We start from the raw sequence: 15,818 nt of genomic DNA, 5'->3' as shown, positions 1-15,818 counted from the left end.
GCTCCGTTGTTTCAAGCACACTCCACAACAAAAGCCGATTTCACCAGCGCGAATCAGAACGGGGAAGGATGACACCTGACTGTTCGGTGTAACTTGTTTTACTTGGGGCAGTTGTAATTGCTTGTAATCAAATTGCCTGATAACTTATTGCTATTATTGGATAAAAAATTTATGGGAAGTCTGTGGGTTATGGATAACTTCTTTTACAGGGTACTTTTGCACATATGCTGTCATCTAAAAGCTGTAGGCTAACCTAATGCTAAAACAGGTTTTTGATAGAGAGCAACTTTCTAAAGCTATTACGTCATCAGATGTTTGGCAATGGAACATATTGAAAGACTATGGTGATGTTGAAACTGCTGTTGATCATACTGTCAGCCACTGGAAGTCAAGCAACCTCAACTTATCATCATTAAATACAAGGACGGTAAAGAATAAATTAGTATTTACCCCAGCCATTATGGAAGACGCTCTTGCTATCAAGCTACTGGATAGGTTTATTCGAAGAATTTATAAAGTTAGGCAGTCTGATCGTAACCGAATTGTCAGGCAGTTAGTCACCTTATTAAAAGACTCAGGTAATTATCATGTACTTAGGTTGGATATCAAAGACTGCTATGAAGCTATACAATTCGAGCATCTAATCAATAAGTTTAGAGATGAGCAAATCCTTGCTCCTGAATGTACCAAACTGTTGGATGATATTTTTAGTGATGTTTGCGCAAACCATAAGTTGCGAGGTTTACCAAGAGGGTTATCTATAAGCCCTACGCTTGCAGAATTGTATTTGGAAACACTAGATAAGCAGATTGCTGCACACCCAAACGTGATATACAGCGGAAGATATGTCGATGACATCATAGTCTTAACTCCATCAGGGAAGGAGCAAGGTGTAAAAACTGATATCCAAGGGTTCATGAATGAAATGGGCTTAACTCTCAATAATAATAATGGGAAGTACTATAGTGGCTCTTCAAGCTCGGCAGAGTTTGATTACCTCGGTTACGCAATTAAGGTTGAGCCCAAAAAAAATAATCCAAACACAGTAAGTTTGAAAATTTCTCAATCAAAGTTAAATAAACTCAAGTCTCGGATAGTTATCAGCTTTTGTGATCATAAAAAGAAAAATAATATACCTCTTTTAAAAAGAAGGCTTGAATACCTTTGTATGTTGAAAACTGTTAGGAAAGGTAAGAATGGCAATTTACTAGCAGGTCTTTCTCATAATTATCAGTATGTTACTGATGGCTTTGAATGTTTAAAGCCTATTGATGGTTTTCTATTTCAGCAATTAGTTAACCCTCGGTTTGGTCTCAATCAACAAGAGAAAGATAGTATTAAGAAAGTATCGATATATGGAAACGCGAAGAAGGGTAATATAGGAAAGTTTAGCAAGAAGCAAACAGCTAAAATAATGCAGGTTTGGAAAAATGCCTAAAACTATTAGAGTAAATACTAATAACAAGTTAAGAACTCTGTTAACTGACGTTCTTCCTTATGAGCTACCAATATGGTTCACTAACTTCTCTATGTATCAGAGGTTTAGTACGGCAGCTCATATTAATGCGTACAGGAATGTTTCAGGTCTTGATTTTTCAAGTGGATCAGGTGTCTATATTCCTTTAGATTATCTTGTATGTCGAGGTGGTAATAAATCTCCACGTACAATCTCAATTATGCATCCTGTAGCTCAACTCAAAGTTTGTGATTTTTATGATGAATACGATGATTTAATCGAATATTACTGTACAAAGTCAAAATACTCTTTAAGACATCCTTACCGAAAATCAACCAAATTTTACGGTAAATCTCAAAAAGGGTCAAAGATAGCTGAAGGGGTTGAAAGCGCAGAGGAGGAGCGAATTGTTTCAAGCTCCTATTTTAAATATAAGAAGTACCCTTTCTTATATCGCTTTTTCGAATCTTATGAATATCATAAACTGGAAAAACAGTTTCATAGCATGCTACAGGTTGATGTTTCGAAGTGTTTTCCAAGTATCTACACTCATTCGATCGGTTGGGCGGTAAAAAATAAGCGCTTGGCCAAAGCCAAGCCAAGGGCTCACGGTGACTTTGACGGAGAGTTTGATAACTTAATGCAACTCACAAATTATCGTGAGACGAATGGTATTATTATAGGGCCTGAAGTAAGTCGGATTTTTTCAGAAATTATTTTACAGAGAATCGATTTAAACTTAGTCGAAAGGATGTTGAGTAATGAATTTAAAATTTCCAAAGACTATGATTTCAGACGTTATGTCGATGATTATTTTGTTTTCTTTCGTTCAGAGGAAGTGAAAAAAGCTTTCATAAAATCATTAGAGTTAAGTCTTTTGGAGTATAAAATGTACTTGAATGAGGCAAAAACGACAATTGCCTCTAGACCATTTGCAACTGACATATCTCTGGCTAAATACGCATTAAAGTATGCTGTGGGCCAATATTACAGTTCACGTTATAGAGATGAAAATACTGATTCAGAATCCATAGTTCAATTGCGAAATCCAAGCTCTAAAGCTAACAAAACAATAGCTGAAATTAAAATGGCTTTGGCTAACCACAAGGTTGAGTACAGCTCTATTTCGAACTATCTATTCAGCGCTGTTACAAAAAAAACACTCTCGTACTTATCGAAAGTATCGGAGATTGATGAAAAAGAGGAGTTTCATTTAAATTGGTTATTAGTGGATTTAGATGTGTTATTTTTTATTCATGCAATGGATATTCGGATAAGGCCAACGGATAGGTTGGCGCGTTTAATTTACGACCTTCTTGAAAAAACTACGAGCTGGCCTGAAAATTATAAAGAAATAATCCACAAAAAAGTTTTCGATCATGTTAAACAGGCAATAAATATATTTATTTGCCATGCAAATGATATTATCGGGCTTGAGACCTTGAACCTTCTGATTATATTGACAATGCTACCACCTAAATACCAGATCCCGGAGAGTAAATTGACGGAGTATTTTGGTAGCTTAAAGAAGAACTCTGCAACCAATGATTTCTACTTTCGCTGGGTAACATTTATGCTTTACATTGAAAGTAAACCAGAGTATCAGCAACTGCGAGAAGAGCTTATTCAAGCCGCAGAAATGTATTTTCTAGATAGCGATGATATGTTTATAGACTCTGAATACTTTATGTTCTATTTTGACTATCTAGCTTGCCCATACATAAATAGGGATACTAGGAAAGAGGTGATAGAAAAAGTTAAAGGTATCACCTTAGATAGCAAGAAAAAGCCAGTACATTTTAATGTTGATACACAAAGCCAAATACTGCTTAATAAAGACTTTATTGTTAACTGGAGTGATCCAGAATATTTAAAAAACAGCTTAGAGAAGAAAGAGTATATTTTCTCTTACAACTAGTTTATGTCGCCTGCCTCCGTAGGTTTCTACACTCACTTAAGTGCTTGTATGGCCTTTAGCGGCTGCTCACACAAGCATTTCGGTGTTTGTACGGGCTGAGGGAAACTTCAGTCACACACACGATGGGAGGTAGGCGGCGCCCAACATGGGCATCAGTCATCAGTGTTGACCTTGCACTTCGCACTTATTAAAAAGGCCTAGTAAGCGCCTAAATTATTACAGTGCTAGATTCTCTTACTCTACAATCCATTGCTATTAAATCTTAACCCTGACTCGGTGTGTCAGTGAATTCCCCTTACATTGCATCCGAAACGTGATGCGAGAAGAGTAATCGCCCGCTGGGATTGCGGGCGAAAACATGCTCAGTACAGGGAAGTGCTGTGCATGTTGGTTACATTCATTTCTCGTAGTGCGTTGAGGAAACCATGCAATGTCGGGGCGCCTTGGGGTTCTTAGGGGTGGTTGGCGTAAACCACCCCTAAGGTGCTGTCGCCACCGCGACAAGATCTGTCAGCTACCACCGCTATCGGCGGTTCGACAAAACCCATCAAATACCACAGGTGTCAGCGCAGAGCGCCGACCTGCAAGGTCGTCAGGCCTAAGCCTGACCTGCATGCATCGCCGCTATGGCATCACTTATCGACTGCCACAGCCTGGCCGGCAGCAACTGCTGCAGATCTTGGTACAGGGCAACTAGCTCGTCGGTATGGGCGAGGGCGTTGTCGCGCTGATGCACCAAGCCTTGCTCTTTAAGGCTGGCAATAAAGCCGGTCAGTACCTTCTTATCGAAGAATTCCGGGCTCTTAATGCCATGCAAGGTGCCCAGGCGGTTGGCGATCACGGTGCCTTCTTTTTCCAGCTCCGAAGGGTTCATATCGCCGCTTTGGCTTAATAGGCCTATGACTATGGCGTAGCGCAGCAAGGTGTGATGTACCACCTTGCCGAGCATTTCCAGGGTAGCCTGGTTGTCACCTGCTTTGATCACTTCCAGCTGCTCGCCATGTTGGCGAATAAGGCCCTGTTCGGCAAAGCTGGTGAGAATCTTGTCGATGTAGTCTTCGTTCAGCTCGGGCAGGAACCATTCCTTGGCAAACAAGGGGTAGAGGCGTTGAACCTGTGCCTTGCACTCGCTAACAGTGATGCTGTGGTGGTTAAACAGCTGCTGGGCGATAACGCTGGGCACCGCAAACAGGTGCAGCACATTGTTGCGGTAGTAGTTAAACAGGGTGCGCTCTTTTTCTTTAATGGCAATGATGTCGCCAAACGGGTCGTTGACCACATCAAACTTATTGAGCGTCAGCGCGTGCTCCAGCAGCTCGGCGCTGTTTTGCTGGGGCAGGGTTAACTTGTCGCTGAGCGGCGCATCGCGGTGCAGGCGCAGATAGAAATCCATCTGCTCCAACAGTTGTGACTTACTGAGCGCAAACTGATCATTGGTTAACAAGATGGTGGCCAGCAGGTTCACTGAGTTCAATGCCGCGGCACTGTTGATATTGAGCATGATCTCGTCGGCCAGATTGCTGACCTGCTTACCCAGCCAGGCCGGCTTTTGTACATCGGTGGGGTGAATCGCCTCGCGCCAGTTCGGCTGCTGCTCATTGAGGAACTGGTTGATATTGATGGGCGCACCAAAGTTCACGTTGCCGCGACCATAGTTCTTGAGGTTTTAATGGCCTTGAAAATACCCAGCACGGACTCGTTCTTTTTATTGTCGCCGGCCAGCTCTTTGAGGTAGGTGTTGATCTCCATCACATGCTCATAGCCGATATACACGGGCACTATGCTGATGGGGCGGTCGATGCCGCGCAGCATGGCCTGCAGGGTCATGGCCAGCATGCCGGTTTTCGGTGGCAACAGGCGACCGGTACGGCTACGCCCGCCTTCGGTGTAAAACTTCACCGAGTAGCCGTTAATAAAGAGCTGACTTAGGTATTCTTTAAACACCGCCGAGTAGAGCTTGTTACCGCTGAAGGAGCGGCGAATAAAGAAGGCGCCGCTGCGACGGAATATGGGCCCGGCGGGGAAGAAGTCGAGGTTAATGCCCGCAGCGATATGCGGCGGCACCAGGCCCTGGTGATAAATCACGTAGGTGAGTAACAGGTAGTCCATATGGCTGCGGTGGCAGGGCACATAGATGATCTCGTGACCTTTGTCGGTCAGCTCGCGCACCTGCTCGGCATAGTTCACATCGATGCCGTTATAGAGCTTATTCCACAGCCAGGTAAGAATACGGTCGGCAACACGGACCATGGCATCGGAATAGTTGGCGGCGATTTCATCGAGCAGACGCAGGGCATTTTGTCGCGCCTGGTCCTGGCTGATGCCCTTAGCCTTGGCTTCATCGGCAATGGCTTTTTTAATGGCGGGTGAGGCCAGCAGAGAATTAAACAGGGCTTCGCGCGACGGCAGTTTGGGGCCGGTGGCCGCCAGCTTTTGGCGACGGAAGTGCACCCGGGCCACGCGCAGCAGCTTTTGCGGCAATTCATCTTTATCGCCCTTATCGTGCACCAGCTGGGTTAAATCCAGGGGCTGGCTAAAGCGAATAAGGTTGTCGCGCCCGGAAAATAACACCACAAAAAACTTCCGGAACCAGCTCGGTGTTAAGGAGTGGGAGATCAGCGTGCTTAAACCCGGCTTTTCTTTCCCCGGGTTGCGGCCCCACAGAATGGTGACCGGAATAATCTGGATTTTTTGTTGCGGTTGCTTGGCCAGAGCATCGAAAATCGCCTTACCCTGTTGCAGTGCACAGCTGGGGCGGCTTTTAGTGCCGAACACCGGTGGTGGATTTTGAATGCCGATGAAGCGCGGCAGCTCGGTGTCGGCCAGGCTCTGCTCCTGGGTGGGGTCGGGCAGGCCCAGCTTGCGACAGACCTTCGCCAGGGCGGCGATATCGAGGCGTGAGTTTAAGCGGCCAATGTAGAAGGTCGGTACCGAGGTATCGAGCTCAAAGTCGGCAATCGGTTGCTGCGGCAGTACCTTGGACCTTACACAAATGGCATTTAAGCAACGGGCTAAAAAGTCGACGCTGCGGTTTAAAATCTTCATTTATACTCACTCGCTTAACCACATTACCAAGGGGCAATAACAGATCAGGTAATGTCGAATACCAATTAATTAATACCTTGCACCATCCAGCGCGTTAAACGACGTCTTGGCTTGGTTAAAAATTATTTATACAGAACAACTATATACCATAATTTTAGCCTTGCTATCCTGCGTCTCTATCCGACGCTGTGGCCGCTTACTTTATTAATGCAATTGGCATCAAAAAACACAAAAAAGGGCGCAAATGATACCAAGTTATAACTGGACTGACCATTTCTGTAAGCCGACTTTGCGCCTGACCTGAGCTTGCGCCCTAAAGGTGTCGCCTAGCTTTATCGCTATGAGATATTGCGCGGTATACAAAATGATCAGGTCTTAAGCTTGCTGTCAGTTAAAAATCTAGATAATTACGACTAATGGTTGCGATAAACGCACCAGGCTCGGTATTTAGTCGTATCCCTGAGGCTGAATTCTGTGTTACGGCAGGCAAGAAGGATGGATACGCGGCGCTTGTCGAGCATTTCGTCCTTCTTGTCCACTGTACCCATCCCCCGCTGAAAAAACTGTTGCATTTATCGCCAATCTCTCTATAATATGCGGACTTTCTTTGCCTTAGGTGTTTCACCAAGGACTTGGAAAGCTAGATATAGCTTGGATTTCAAGCATAAACAGGAGCTCCGATTTGGAGCTCAATGGTAGAAAATGAAAGGACAACCGACTTCTTAGTAGTAAGTAAGTTTCGGGTGTTTTTTTATGCTCTTTTTAAATGCTCTTTTTATTGAGGTTTTAGAATGTCAAATCAACGCATTCGCATTCGCCTAAAAGCTTTTGACCACCGTTTGATTGACCAATCAACGGCGGAAATTGTGGAAACTGCGAAACGCACAGGTGCTCAGGTACGTGGTCCAATCCCACTTCCTACACGCAAAGAACGTTTCACTGTATTGATCTCTCCGCACGTTAACAAAGACGCGCGTGATCAGTACGAGATCCGCACCCACAAACGTCTGATCGACATCGTAGAACCAACAGACAAGACTGTAGACGCTCTAATGCGCCTAGACCTTGCTGCTGGTGTTGATGTTCAAATCAGCCTGGGTTAATCGGAAGATTAGAGAGGTTTTAGGAAAATGGCATTAGGTCTAGTCGGTCGTAAAGTGGGCATGACTCGTATCTTCACTGAAGATGGCGTATCTATCCCAGTAACCGTAATCGAAGCGACTCCTAACCGTGTTACGCAGATCAAATCTGACGCAACAGACGGTTATAACGCGCTTCAAGTAACCGCAGGCGAGAAAAAAGCTAGCCGTGTAAACAAACCAGCAGCGGGTCACTTCGCTAAAGCTGGCGTTGAAGCGGGTCGTGGTCTGTGGGAATTCCGTCTTAATGGCGGTGAAGGCGACTTCGAAGTTGGTAACGAAATCACTGTTGAAGTATTCAACGAAGTGACCAAAGTTGACGTTACCGGTACTTCTAAAGGTAAAGGTTTCCAAGGTGGTGTTAAGCGCTGGAACTTCAGCATGCAAGACGCTACACACGGTAACTCTTTGTCTCACCGTGCTCCTGGTTCAATCGGTCAAAACCAATCACCTGGTAAGGTGTTTAAAGGTAAGAAAATGGCCGGTCACATGGGTGCTGAGCGTGTAACTACTCAGAACCTTGAACTAGTACGTGTTGACGCTGAGCGTAATCTGCTTCTAGTTAAAGGTGCAGTACCTGGCGCTATCGGCGGTGACGTTATCGTTAAACCAGCTGTTAAAGCATAAGTCCTGGAGATTTAGTGATGGAATTAGCAATTAAAGACGCGTCAGGCGCTCTTGAAGTTTCCGAAGCTACTTTTGGACGTGAGTTTAACGAAGCATTAGTACACCAAGTAGTTGTTGCTTACGCAGCAGGTGCTCGTCAAGGTACTAAAGCTCAGAAGACACGTTCTGAAGTAAGCGGTGGCGGTAAGAAGCCATGGCGTCAAAAAGGTACTGGCCGTGCACGTGCTGGTACAATCCGTAGCCCAATCTGGCGCAGCGGTGGTGTGACTTTTGCAGCTAAGCCGCAAGATCACAGCCAAAAAGTAAACCGTAAGATGTATCGCGGTGCGATCAAGAGCATCTTATCTGAGCTTGTTCGTCAAGAGCGTTTAGTTGTAGTTGAGAACTTCGGTATCGAAGCTCCTAAGACTAAAGCCCTTGTAGCTAAGCTTAAAGAGCTTGAGCTTAAAGACGTACTAATCGTGACTGAAGAAGTAGAAGAGAATCTATTCCTTGCAGCACGTAACCTATACAAGGTTGACGTACGTGACGTAGCTGGCATCGACCCAGTAAGCCTAATCGCTTTCGATAAGGTTGTTATGACTAAGGGTGCTGTAAAGCAACTTGAGGAGGCGCTAGCATGATCCGTGAAGAACGTCTTTTAAAAGTAATCCTTGCTCCACATATCTCTGAGAAGAGCACTGTATCTGCTGAAGATAACAACACGATTGTTTTCAAAGTACTTAAAGATGCAACTAAAGCTGACGTTAAAGCAGCTGTAGAAAAGCTTTTCGAAGTAGAAGTAACTGGTGTTCGCACACTTAATGTTAAGGGTAAAACAAAGCGTACTGGTATGCGTTTCGGTCGTCGTAGCGACTGGAAGAAAGCCTACGTTACTCTTAAAGAAGGTAGCGAGCTAGACTTTGTCGGCGGCGCCGAGTAATAAGGGGAGTTAGAATTATGGCACTTCAAAAGTGTAAACCAACTTCTGCGGGTCGTCGTCACGTCGTTAAAGTGGTTAACCCTGATCTACACAAGGGTAAGCCATACGCTCCGCTTCTAGAGAAGAACTCTAAGACCGGTGGTCGTAACAACAAAGGTCGTATCACGGTTCGTCATATCGGTGGTGGTCACAAGCATCATTACCGTGTAATTGACTTTAAACGCACTAAAGATGGCATTCCAGCTAAAGTAGAGCGTCTAGAGTATGATCCAAACCGTAGCGCGAACATCGCCTTGGTTTGTTATGCCGACGGTGAGCGTCGTTACATCATCGCTCCTAAGGGTCTTAAAGCAGGTGATCAAATCCAGTCTGGTGTTGATGCACCAATCAAAGCTGGTAACACCTTACCTATGCGCAACATGCCTGTAGGTTCGACTGTACACAACGTAGAGCTTAAGCCTGGCAAAGGTGCACAGATTGCACGTTCTGCAGGCGCTTACGTACAAATCCTAGCACGTGAAGGTCAATACGTGACTCTACGTCTTCGTTCAGGCGAAGTTCGTAAAGTACTAGCTGACTGTCGCGCAACTCTAGGTGAAGTAGGTAATGCTGAGCACATGCTACGTTCACTTGGTAAAGCCGGTGCAAACCGCTGGCGTGGTATCCGTCCGACCGTTCGTGGTGTTGCCATGAACCCGGTAGATCACCCGCACGGTGGTGGTGAAGGTCGTACTTCTGGTGGTCGTCACCCTGTATCTCCATGGGGCGTACCTACCAAAGGTTACAAGACTCGTAAGAACAAGCGTACTGATAAGTTTATCGTACGTCGTCGTACTAAATAATAGTTGAGGAATAGCCATGCCACGTTCTCTCAAGAAAGGTCCATTTATTGACCTGCACTTGCTGAAGAAGGTAGAGAAAGCGTTGGAAAGCGGTGACAAGAAGCCAATTAAAACTTGGAGCCGTCGTTCAATGATCATACCTAACATGATCGGATTGACCATCGCTGTCCATAATGGTCGTCAGCACGTTCCTGTGTTTGTCACAGACGAAATGATCGGTCACAAACTGGGTGAATTCGCACCTACACGTACTTATCGCGGCCACGCTGCTGATAAGAAAGCTAAGAAACGTTAATCGGAGGTTATGATGGAAGCATTAGCTAAACACAAATTCGCCTCTGGTTCGGCGCAAAAAGCACGTCTAGTTGCAGACCAAATCCGTGGACTACCGGTAGATCGCGCCCTAGAAATCCTGGCGTACAGCCCTAAGAAAGCGGCTGCATTAGTTAAGAAAGTACTTGAGTCTGCTATCGCGAACGCGGAGCACAACGAAGGTGCTGACATTGATGAGCTTGTAGTAGCGAAAGTATTTGTAGACGAAGGTCCTACAATGAAACGCATCATGCCTCGTGCTAAAGGACGCGCTGACCGCATCCTTAAGCGTACAAGCCACATCACTGTTGTGGTTTCGGATAACTAGGAGATATAAGTAATGGGACAAAAAGTTCATCCTACTGGTATTCGCCTAGGTATCTCTAAACCATGGGTTTCTACCTGGTACGCGAATACAAAAGATTACTCTGAGCAGCTTTTTGGCGATCACAAAGTACGTTCTTACCTTACTAAGGAACTTAAGAACGCTTCTGTGGCTAAAATCGTTATCGAGCGCCCAGCTAAATCTATCCGTGTAACAATTCACACAGCTCGTCCTGGTGTTGTTATCGGTAAGAAAGGCGAAGACGTTGAAAAGCTACGTCAAGCTGTAACTAAAATCGCTGGTGTACCGGCTCAGATCAATATTTCTGAAGTTCGTAAGCCAGAGCTTGATGCACAACTAGTAGCTGACGGTATTGCGTCACAGCTAGAGCGTCGTGTTATGTTCCGTCGCGCTATGAAGCGTTCGGTACAAAACGCAATGCGCTTAGGTGCAAAGGGTATCAAAGTTGAAGTAAGCGGTCGTCTAGGCGGCGCAGAAATCGCACGTTCTGAGTGGTACCGTGAAGGTCGTGTACCTCTACACACTCTTCGTGCTGATATCGATTACGCAACTTCTGAAGCTGCAACCACTTACGGCATTATCGGTGTTAAAGTATGGATCTTCAAAGGCGAAGTTATTGGTGGTCTTCCACTAGTACAAGAGCAAGAGAAGCCTGCTAAACGTGGCCCGAAGAAAGCCAAGAAAAGTGCTAAGTAGGAGTAGCGAATAATGTTACAGCCAAAACGTACAAAATTCCGTAAGATGCACAAAGGCCGCAACCGTGGTCTTGCGCAAAACGGTAACAAAGTAAGCTTCGGTACTTTCGGTCTTAAGGCTACTGGTCGTGGCCGTATGACTGCTCGTCAAATCGAAGCAGCTCGTCGTGCTATGACACGTCACATCAAGCGTCAAGGTAAAATCTGGATCCGTGTATTCCCAGACAAGCCAATCACAAACAAACCGCTTGAAGTTCGTATGGGTAAAGGTAAAGGTTCTGTTGAATACTGGGTTGCTGAAATTCAGCCTGGTAAAGTACTTTACGAAATGGAAGGTGTTTCAGAAGAGCTTGCTCGTGAAGCATTCAACCTAGCGTCTCGTAAATTACCATTCAAAACCACTTTTGTAACTCGGACGGTGATGTAATGAAAGCTAGCGAACTTAAAGACAAAAGCGTAGAAGAGCTTAACGCTGAACTTATTGAACTTCTTCGTGAGCAGTTTAACCTGCGCATGCAAGCAAGCACTGGTCAGCTAGCTCAATCTCATTTGCTACGTAAAGTACGTCGCGATATCGCGCGTGTTAAAACGGTTATTAACCAGAAGGCAGGTGCATAATGAGCGATAAGATCCGTACTCTACAAGGCCGTGTAATCAGCGACAAGATGGACAAGTCTTTCACTGTTGCTGTAGCCCGTTACGTGAAGCACCCTATCTATGGGAAATTCATCAAACGTACTACTAAGTTGCACGTACATGATGAGAACAACACTGCCATGACTGGCGACACAGTTACTATCCGTGAGTGTGCGCCTATCTCTAAGACTAAGTCTTGGACTTTGGTAGATGTTATCGAGCGTCCGAAGAAAGCTTAATTTTTAATTAAGTCTATTTGGACCTAAAAAGCCCCGGCATCTGCCGGGGCTTTTTCATTATTGGGCCGTTGCGGCTGACAAAATACCCACACTCCCGTCTATTTCTTCTTCCCTTTTTTATTGCGTTTTCAGCCAGTTAAGCCTTGGTCGATCAGGGTTAACTTATCCTGATCTGAGCCCGATTTATTTTATGCCTTGTAACCTTTGAAAGCTGCGGTACGTATTAAGCAAATATGGCGTGTTATTGAGGTGCTATTATTAACGCTTCTAGGTCTTACAAATTTATCGGAATTGCGTCCATCTCAGGGGGCTTTAATATTGGAATTGTCATCTTATCGGCTTATGAACTTACCCGGATGAGCATCAATGACGCGTCGCAATCCGATAACGGCCGTTGGTCAGAGCTGATGGCCAGCGCTCAAATGGGTTGCGAATCCGATTATCGTCAATTACTGACTGAGCTGGCGAACGTGATCCACGGCTACCTTAAAAAGCGATTCGGGGATCAGGAGTTCATAGAAGATTGCGTCCAGGAAACCTTGCTCGCCATTCATAAGGCGCGCCATACCTATGATCCCCAGCGCCCGTTCCGGCCTTGGTTTTTCACTATTGTTCGGCACAAGGTGATAGATTATCTGCGCCACAAAAGTAGCCGTATTCAACACACCGAGTCGTATCAACTCGAAGCGCTGGATCTTGTATCCCAGAGCGCTTCGGTGGAAGACTGCATTGATGAAGAGAACCTATTGCTGGAGCTGTCGGCTCCCCACAGGGAAGCGCTCACCTTGACCAAGCTGGTAGGACTGAGCAGCAGCGAAGCCGCGAAACAATTGGGAATCTCAGAAAGCGCGCTTAAGGTGCGAGTGCACAGGGCCATCAATAAACTCAAACATCTTATCGAGGCGGAAGACTAATGCCGGATCGAATAACCTTTATCGCGGCTCTCAGCCATAACCTCAAGCCGGTAGGCAAGATGCCGGATCTGGACAGGCTGGCCATGGCCTGGTTTGTGTTGAGTATGCTGTATGTAGTTGTGCTTACTCATCTCGTGGGTCCAGCCCGCCCGGACGCCTTTGCTCAGCTGTTGTCGACGCCGCGTTTCTTATTCGAAACCCTGTCGGGGGTGGTGGCGATAGTTTATGTCAGCGTGCAGGCTTTTCGAGATGCTGTGCCCGGCAGAACGAGCGGCAGATTGCAGCTCCTTGGTTTAATGCTGATGTTATTCTGGCTGCTGCAATATGTAATCGGCTTTGTGGCTCCCACACTTGAGCCCGCAAGCCTGGGAAAAAGACAAAACTGTGATTTTGAAACCCTGCTGTATTCCCTGGTGCCCCTAAGCCTGGCCTGGTTTGTGACGCGTAAGTTCTACCCTCTCTACCCACGACGTATGGCCATCTCTTTGAGCCTGGCGTCCGGTATGATGCCTGCTTTGTATATGCAGCTAGCCTGCATGTATGAACCAAGCCATATTTTGCTGTTTCACATCACCCCAGGTTTGCTAGTGATGGTGATCGGATTGGGATTAGCCTGGCTTTATCGCGTAAGGCGTTGAGCGGGAAGACTGGCAATTACATCCACCTCATTCGCTGGGATCTGCCATTTTGCTAAGCATTGATTCACCAGTTAGCCGTGTAATTTACCTATCCACGCATTTAGAATGCGGCAAATGCTGCAGGTCTATGTCTCGCTTAGCAAAGTTATTACATATATTAATTCAGTAGTTGGCACCTTAATGACTTTTGTTAACAGAAGGCGTAAGCTGGCCCAAAGTGTTCCTCGAAAACAAGAGATTGGCCAACCCACTGGCCATCAATACCCAAGTGCATTTGACGCTCAGGTACGTGCATTTGGGTATGCAATTTTTGAGGAATAACTATGAACGACGAATCGATACCACGCATCGTTATTGTTGGTGGTGGTGCAGGAGGATTAGAACTCGCTACGGGCTTGGGCCATAAATTGGGCAAAAAGCACAAAGCTGAAATTATACTGATAGATCGTAACCGCACACACATCTGGAAGCCTCTACTCCATGAGGTCGCAACTGGCTCACTTGATGCTAGCTTGGATGGTGTTGTCTATTCTGCGCATGCAGCAAAACATCATTTCATTTTTCAACTCGGCACGTTTTGTAATCTTGACCGTCTTACCAAAACAATTTTACTTGCCCCCCTATTAGATGATCGTGGCCAAGTGGTGCTTCCTGAGCGCACGCTTAGATACGATAAACTGATTCTCGCCATCGGCAGCGTGAGCAATGACTTCAATACTCCCGGAGCACAAGAGCACTGTTTCTTCTTGGATTCAGTCAGTGGTGCAGAACGTTTTCAACACACCTTGTTGGACAGCTTTACTCGCTTGCAGCAGGCGGATGAGAGCACATCAAAACTCAACGTAGCCATCATAGGTGCCGGAGCCACAGGTGTTGAATTATCTGCTGAGCTCTATCATGTCACTAGTTTACTTAAGATATACGGACTAGATAAGGTCAATAAAGATCGCCTGAACATTCACCTTATTGAAGCAAGTGACCGGATCCTCCCGGCGCTGCCTGAGCGTATCGCTACTAAGGCGACATTGGAGCTTAAAAAAATTGGCGTTACCTTACATTTGGGTAAACGAGTTTTGCAAATCGATGAGCGCACTATCCACTTTGAAGATCAAACTTTGGATTGCGACATTAATGTCTGGGCTGCAGGTGTAAAAGCACCGGACTTTTTGAAAGACCTTGGTGTCTTTGAACTCAATCGCAACAACCAAATTGTGGTTAACTCTTACCTGCAAGTAAGCGATGACGAACATATCTATGTAGTGGGGGATTGCTGTGCGTTCACCCAAGAGGACGGTTCCCTGGTGCCGCCGAGAGCACAGTCGGCGCATCAGATGGCCAGTACGGTAAAAAACAACATCATTCGCGAGTATCAGGGCAAGCCTCTGCAACCTTTTGTTTATAAGGACCATGGTTCCCTAGTGAACTTGGCCCGTTTTAGTGCCGTTGGCAATTTGATGGGTAACCTCAGCAGTGATGTGTTTATTGAAGGCAAAATTGCGCGGTGGATGTATATGAGCCTGTACAGAATGCATCAACAAGCAGTGCATGGCACTTTGAAAATGATGGCGCTGTGGCTTAGTGAAAAGCTGATGCGCGTTGTTAGGCCGAAAATGAAATTACACTAAGTGCTCAATGCGGCGCATAAACAACTTATTCGCCGCATTGAAGAAGAGGTTATGGGGTTTCTCTGCCCGGACCCAGAAGCGGACATAAGAAGTAGACATCACCTTCATCCATAAAGCCATTGGCATTGGCATCCACCCACCAACGCCCGCCATAATAGCCGGTATCCATGGGGCCAAATTCGGTTTGTACCCCGGTGGGGCCATCCATTTCCAGTAACTGGAAATTTTCAGTGCCATTAAACGGCAAATCTTTTAACAGCAGAGTGTCGTAATAAAGGCTCTGAGAGGTCACGTAAATGACCGGAAGGTCTGGGGCCCCTTTACCCGTGGTACGCTCTTTAGCGTCGACAGCGGAAGTCAAGAGGGCGACTGCACTCACCAGGACAATCACCGTTAGGGGTTTGTATGTGTTCATAGTGGTACCTTAATCTTTAGTTGGTAATGTGCCGCGGCACATTGATTAG

Annotated in this window: 17 protein-coding genes and 1 pseudogene; 16 read left to right on the top strand and 2 right to left on the bottom strand. The window is 45.9% G+C overall.

Features of this window, described 5'->3' with window-relative positions:
* The first annotated feature begins 256 nt into the window (after positions 1-256).
* Together drt3a and drt3b are read left to right on the top strand one after the other, a co-directional pair.
* Positions 257-1,438, top strand: a complete 1,182-nt coding sequence (gene drt3a, locus C2M24_RS11605; RefSeq protein WP_105215020.1) for an antiviral reverse transcriptase Drt3a — start codon at positions 257-259, stop codon at positions 1,436-1,438.
* Positions 1,431-3,374 (top strand): antiviral reverse transcriptase Drt3b, encoded by a 1,944-nt coding sequence (drt3b, locus tag C2M24_RS11600; RefSeq protein WP_105215018.1) that lies wholly within the window; start codon positions 1,431-1,433, stop codon positions 3,372-3,374. The genes drt3a and drt3b overlap by 8 nt, the downstream gene beginning before the upstream one ends.
* Before the next feature lie 598 nt (positions 3,375-3,972).
* Here the strand turns inward: drt3b and plsB are convergent.
* Positions 3,973-6,419: pseudogene (plsB, locus tag C2M24_RS11595) on the bottom strand (glycerol-3-phosphate 1-O-acyltransferase PlsB).
* A 791-nt stretch (positions 6,420-7,210) separates the two neighbouring features.
* Here plsB and rpsJ point away from each other — a divergent pair.
* From rpsJ to C2M24_RS11520, 14 genes are all read left to right on the top strand, one after another.
* On the top strand, positions 7,211-7,522 hold the full coding sequence (rpsJ, locus tag C2M24_RS11590) for a 30S ribosomal protein S10 (protein ID WP_010376390.1): 312 nt from the start codon (positions 7,211-7,213) through the stop codon (positions 7,520-7,522).
* Positions 7,523-7,549: 27 nt separating this feature from the next.
* Positions 7,550-8,185: a 50S ribosomal protein L3 gene (rplC, locus tag C2M24_RS11585; protein WP_105215016.1), complete on the top strand. Its 636-nt coding sequence runs from the start codon at positions 7,550-7,552 to the stop codon at positions 8,183-8,185.
* 17 nt (positions 8,186-8,202) lie between these two features.
* Complete coding sequence (rplD, locus tag C2M24_RS11580; RefSeq protein ID WP_105189381.1) at positions 8,203-8,808, top strand: 50S ribosomal protein L4; 606 nt, start codon at positions 8,203-8,205, stop codon at positions 8,806-8,808.
* Positions 8,805-9,107: a 50S ribosomal protein L23 gene (gene rplW, locus C2M24_RS11575; RefSeq protein WP_105199951.1), complete on the top strand. Its 303-nt coding sequence runs from the start codon at positions 8,805-8,807 to the stop codon at positions 9,105-9,107. The genes rplD and rplW overlap by 4 nt, the downstream gene beginning before the upstream one ends.
* A gap of 17 nt (positions 9,108-9,124) precedes the next feature.
* Positions 9,125-9,949, top strand: a complete 825-nt coding sequence (gene rplB / locus C2M24_RS11570) for a 50S ribosomal protein L2 (protein ID WP_105189379.1) — start codon at positions 9,125-9,127, stop codon at positions 9,947-9,949.
* Between the two features lie 16 nt (positions 9,950-9,965).
* Positions 9,966-10,244, top strand: coding sequence for a 30S ribosomal protein S19 (rpsS, locus tag C2M24_RS11565; protein WP_010367084.1), 279 nt, complete (start codon positions 9,966-9,968; stop codon positions 10,242-10,244).
* A gap of 12 nt (positions 10,245-10,256) precedes the next feature.
* Entirely contained in the window at positions 10,257-10,589 is a 333-nt protein-coding gene (gene rplV / locus C2M24_RS11560) for a 50S ribosomal protein L22 (RefSeq protein ID WP_105189398.1), read from the top strand.
* Positions 10,590-10,601: 12 nt separating this feature from the next.
* Complete coding sequence (gene rpsC / locus C2M24_RS11555; protein WP_105199950.1) at positions 10,602-11,303, top strand: 30S ribosomal protein S3; 702 nt, start codon at positions 10,602-10,604, stop codon at positions 11,301-11,303.
* 12 nt (positions 11,304-11,315) lie between these two features.
* Positions 11,316-11,729, top strand: a complete 414-nt coding sequence (gene rplP, locus C2M24_RS11550; protein WP_105199949.1) for a 50S ribosomal protein L16 — start codon at positions 11,316-11,318, stop codon at positions 11,727-11,729.
* Positions 11,729-11,920: a 50S ribosomal protein L29 gene (gene rpmC / locus C2M24_RS11545; protein ID WP_105189377.1), complete on the top strand. Its 192-nt coding sequence runs from the start codon at positions 11,729-11,731 to the stop codon at positions 11,918-11,920. Before rplP ends, rpmC begins: the two co-directional genes overlap by 1 nt.
* Positions 11,920-12,177 carry a 30S ribosomal protein S17 gene (rpsQ, locus tag C2M24_RS11540; protein ID WP_105199948.1) on the top strand — a complete coding sequence of 86 codons (258 nt, stop codon included), beginning with the start codon at positions 11,920-11,922 and terminating at the stop codon, positions 12,175-12,177. Before rpmC ends, rpsQ begins: the two co-directional genes overlap by 1 nt.
* Positions 12,178-12,533: 356 nt before the next feature.
* On the top strand, positions 12,534-13,091 hold the full coding sequence (locus C2M24_RS11535) for an RNA polymerase sigma factor (protein WP_105215013.1): 558 nt from the start codon (positions 12,534-12,536) through the stop codon (positions 13,089-13,091).
* On the top strand, positions 13,091-13,729 hold the full coding sequence (locus tag C2M24_RS11530; RefSeq protein ID WP_105215011.1) for an NrsF family protein: 639 nt from the start codon (positions 13,091-13,093) through the stop codon (positions 13,727-13,729). Before C2M24_RS11535 ends, C2M24_RS11530 begins: the two co-directional genes overlap by 1 nt.
* 323 nt (positions 13,730-14,052) lie before the next feature.
* Positions 14,053-15,354 (top strand): NAD(P)/FAD-dependent oxidoreductase, encoded by a 1,302-nt coding sequence (locus tag C2M24_RS11520; RefSeq protein ID WP_105215007.1) that lies wholly within the window; start codon positions 14,053-14,055, stop codon positions 15,352-15,354.
* Positions 15,355-15,403: 49 nt separating this feature from the next.
* On the opposite strand, the gene C2M24_RS11515 is transcribed toward C2M24_RS11520, so the two are convergent.
* The gene (locus C2M24_RS11515; protein WP_105215005.1) at positions 15,404-15,769 is read right to left on the bottom strand and encodes a hypothetical protein; all 366 of its coding nucleotides are present in this window, start codon (positions 15,767-15,769) and stop codon (positions 15,404-15,406) included.
* Between the last annotated feature and the right edge of the window lie 49 nt (positions 15,770-15,818).

Origin of the sequence: Pseudoalteromonas sp. T1lg22, from assembly GCF_002964645.1 — a bacterium.
GTDB lineage: Bacteria > Pseudomonadota > Gammaproteobacteria > Enterobacterales > Alteromonadaceae > Pseudoalteromonas.
This window is presented reverse-complemented; position numbering and strand designations above follow the sequence as displayed.

Excerpts from the sequence above, each read along its gene's own strand:
- rplC (WP_105215016.1), top strand. The coding sequence starts at position 7,550 with ATGGCATTAGGTCTAGTCGGTCGTAAAGTGGGCATGACTCGTATCTTC.
- rpsJ (WP_010376390.1), top strand. The coding sequence starts at position 7,211 with ATGTCAAATCAACGCATTCGCATTCGCCTAAAAGCTTTTGACCACCGT.
- rplP (WP_105199949.1), top strand. The coding sequence starts at position 11,316 with ATGTTACAGCCAAAACGTACAAAATTCCGTAAGATGCACAAAGGCCGC.
- drt3b (WP_105215018.1), top strand. The coding sequence starts at position 1,431 with ATGCCTAAAACTATTAGAGTAAATACTAATAACAAGTTAAGAACTCTG.
- rpmC (WP_105189377.1), top strand. The coding sequence starts at position 11,729 with ATGAAAGCTAGCGAACTTAAAGACAAAAGCGTAGAAGAGCTTAACGCT.
- rpsQ (WP_105199948.1), top strand. The coding sequence starts at position 11,920 with ATGAGCGATAAGATCCGTACTCTACAAGGCCGTGTAATCAGCGACAAG.
- C2M24_RS11530 (WP_105215011.1), top strand. The coding sequence starts at position 13,091 with ATGCCGGATCGAATAACCTTTATCGCGGCTCTCAGCCATAACCTCAAG.
- rplV (WP_105189398.1), top strand. The coding sequence starts at position 10,257 with ATGGAAGCATTAGCTAAACACAAATTCGCCTCTGGTTCGGCGCAAAAA.
- rplW (WP_105199951.1), top strand. The coding sequence starts at position 8,805 with ATGATCCGTGAAGAACGTCTTTTAAAAGTAATCCTTGCTCCACATATC.
- rplD (WP_105189381.1), top strand. The coding sequence starts at position 8,203 with ATGGAATTAGCAATTAAAGACGCGTCAGGCGCTCTTGAAGTTTCCGAA.
- rpsC (WP_105199950.1), top strand. The coding sequence starts at position 10,602 with ATGGGACAAAAAGTTCATCCTACTGGTATTCGCCTAGGTATCTCTAAA.
- rplB (WP_105189379.1), top strand. The coding sequence starts at position 9,125 with ATGGCACTTCAAAAGTGTAAACCAACTTCTGCGGGTCGTCGTCACGTC.
- drt3a (WP_105215020.1), top strand. The coding sequence starts at position 257 with ATGCTAAAACAGGTTTTTGATAGAGAGCAACTTTCTAAAGCTATTACG.
- C2M24_RS11535 (WP_105215013.1), top strand. The coding sequence starts at position 12,534 with ATGAGCATCAATGACGCGTCGCAATCCGATAACGGCCGTTGGTCAGAG.
- C2M24_RS11520 (WP_105215007.1), top strand. The coding sequence starts at position 14,053 with ATGAACGACGAATCGATACCACGCATCGTTATTGTTGGTGGTGGTGCA.
- rpsS (WP_010367084.1), top strand. The coding sequence starts at position 9,966 with ATGCCACGTTCTCTCAAGAAAGGTCCATTTATTGACCTGCACTTGCTG.
- C2M24_RS11515 (WP_105215005.1), bottom strand. The coding sequence starts at position 15,769 with ATGAACACATACAAACCCCTAACGGTGATTGTCCTGGTGAGTGCAGTC.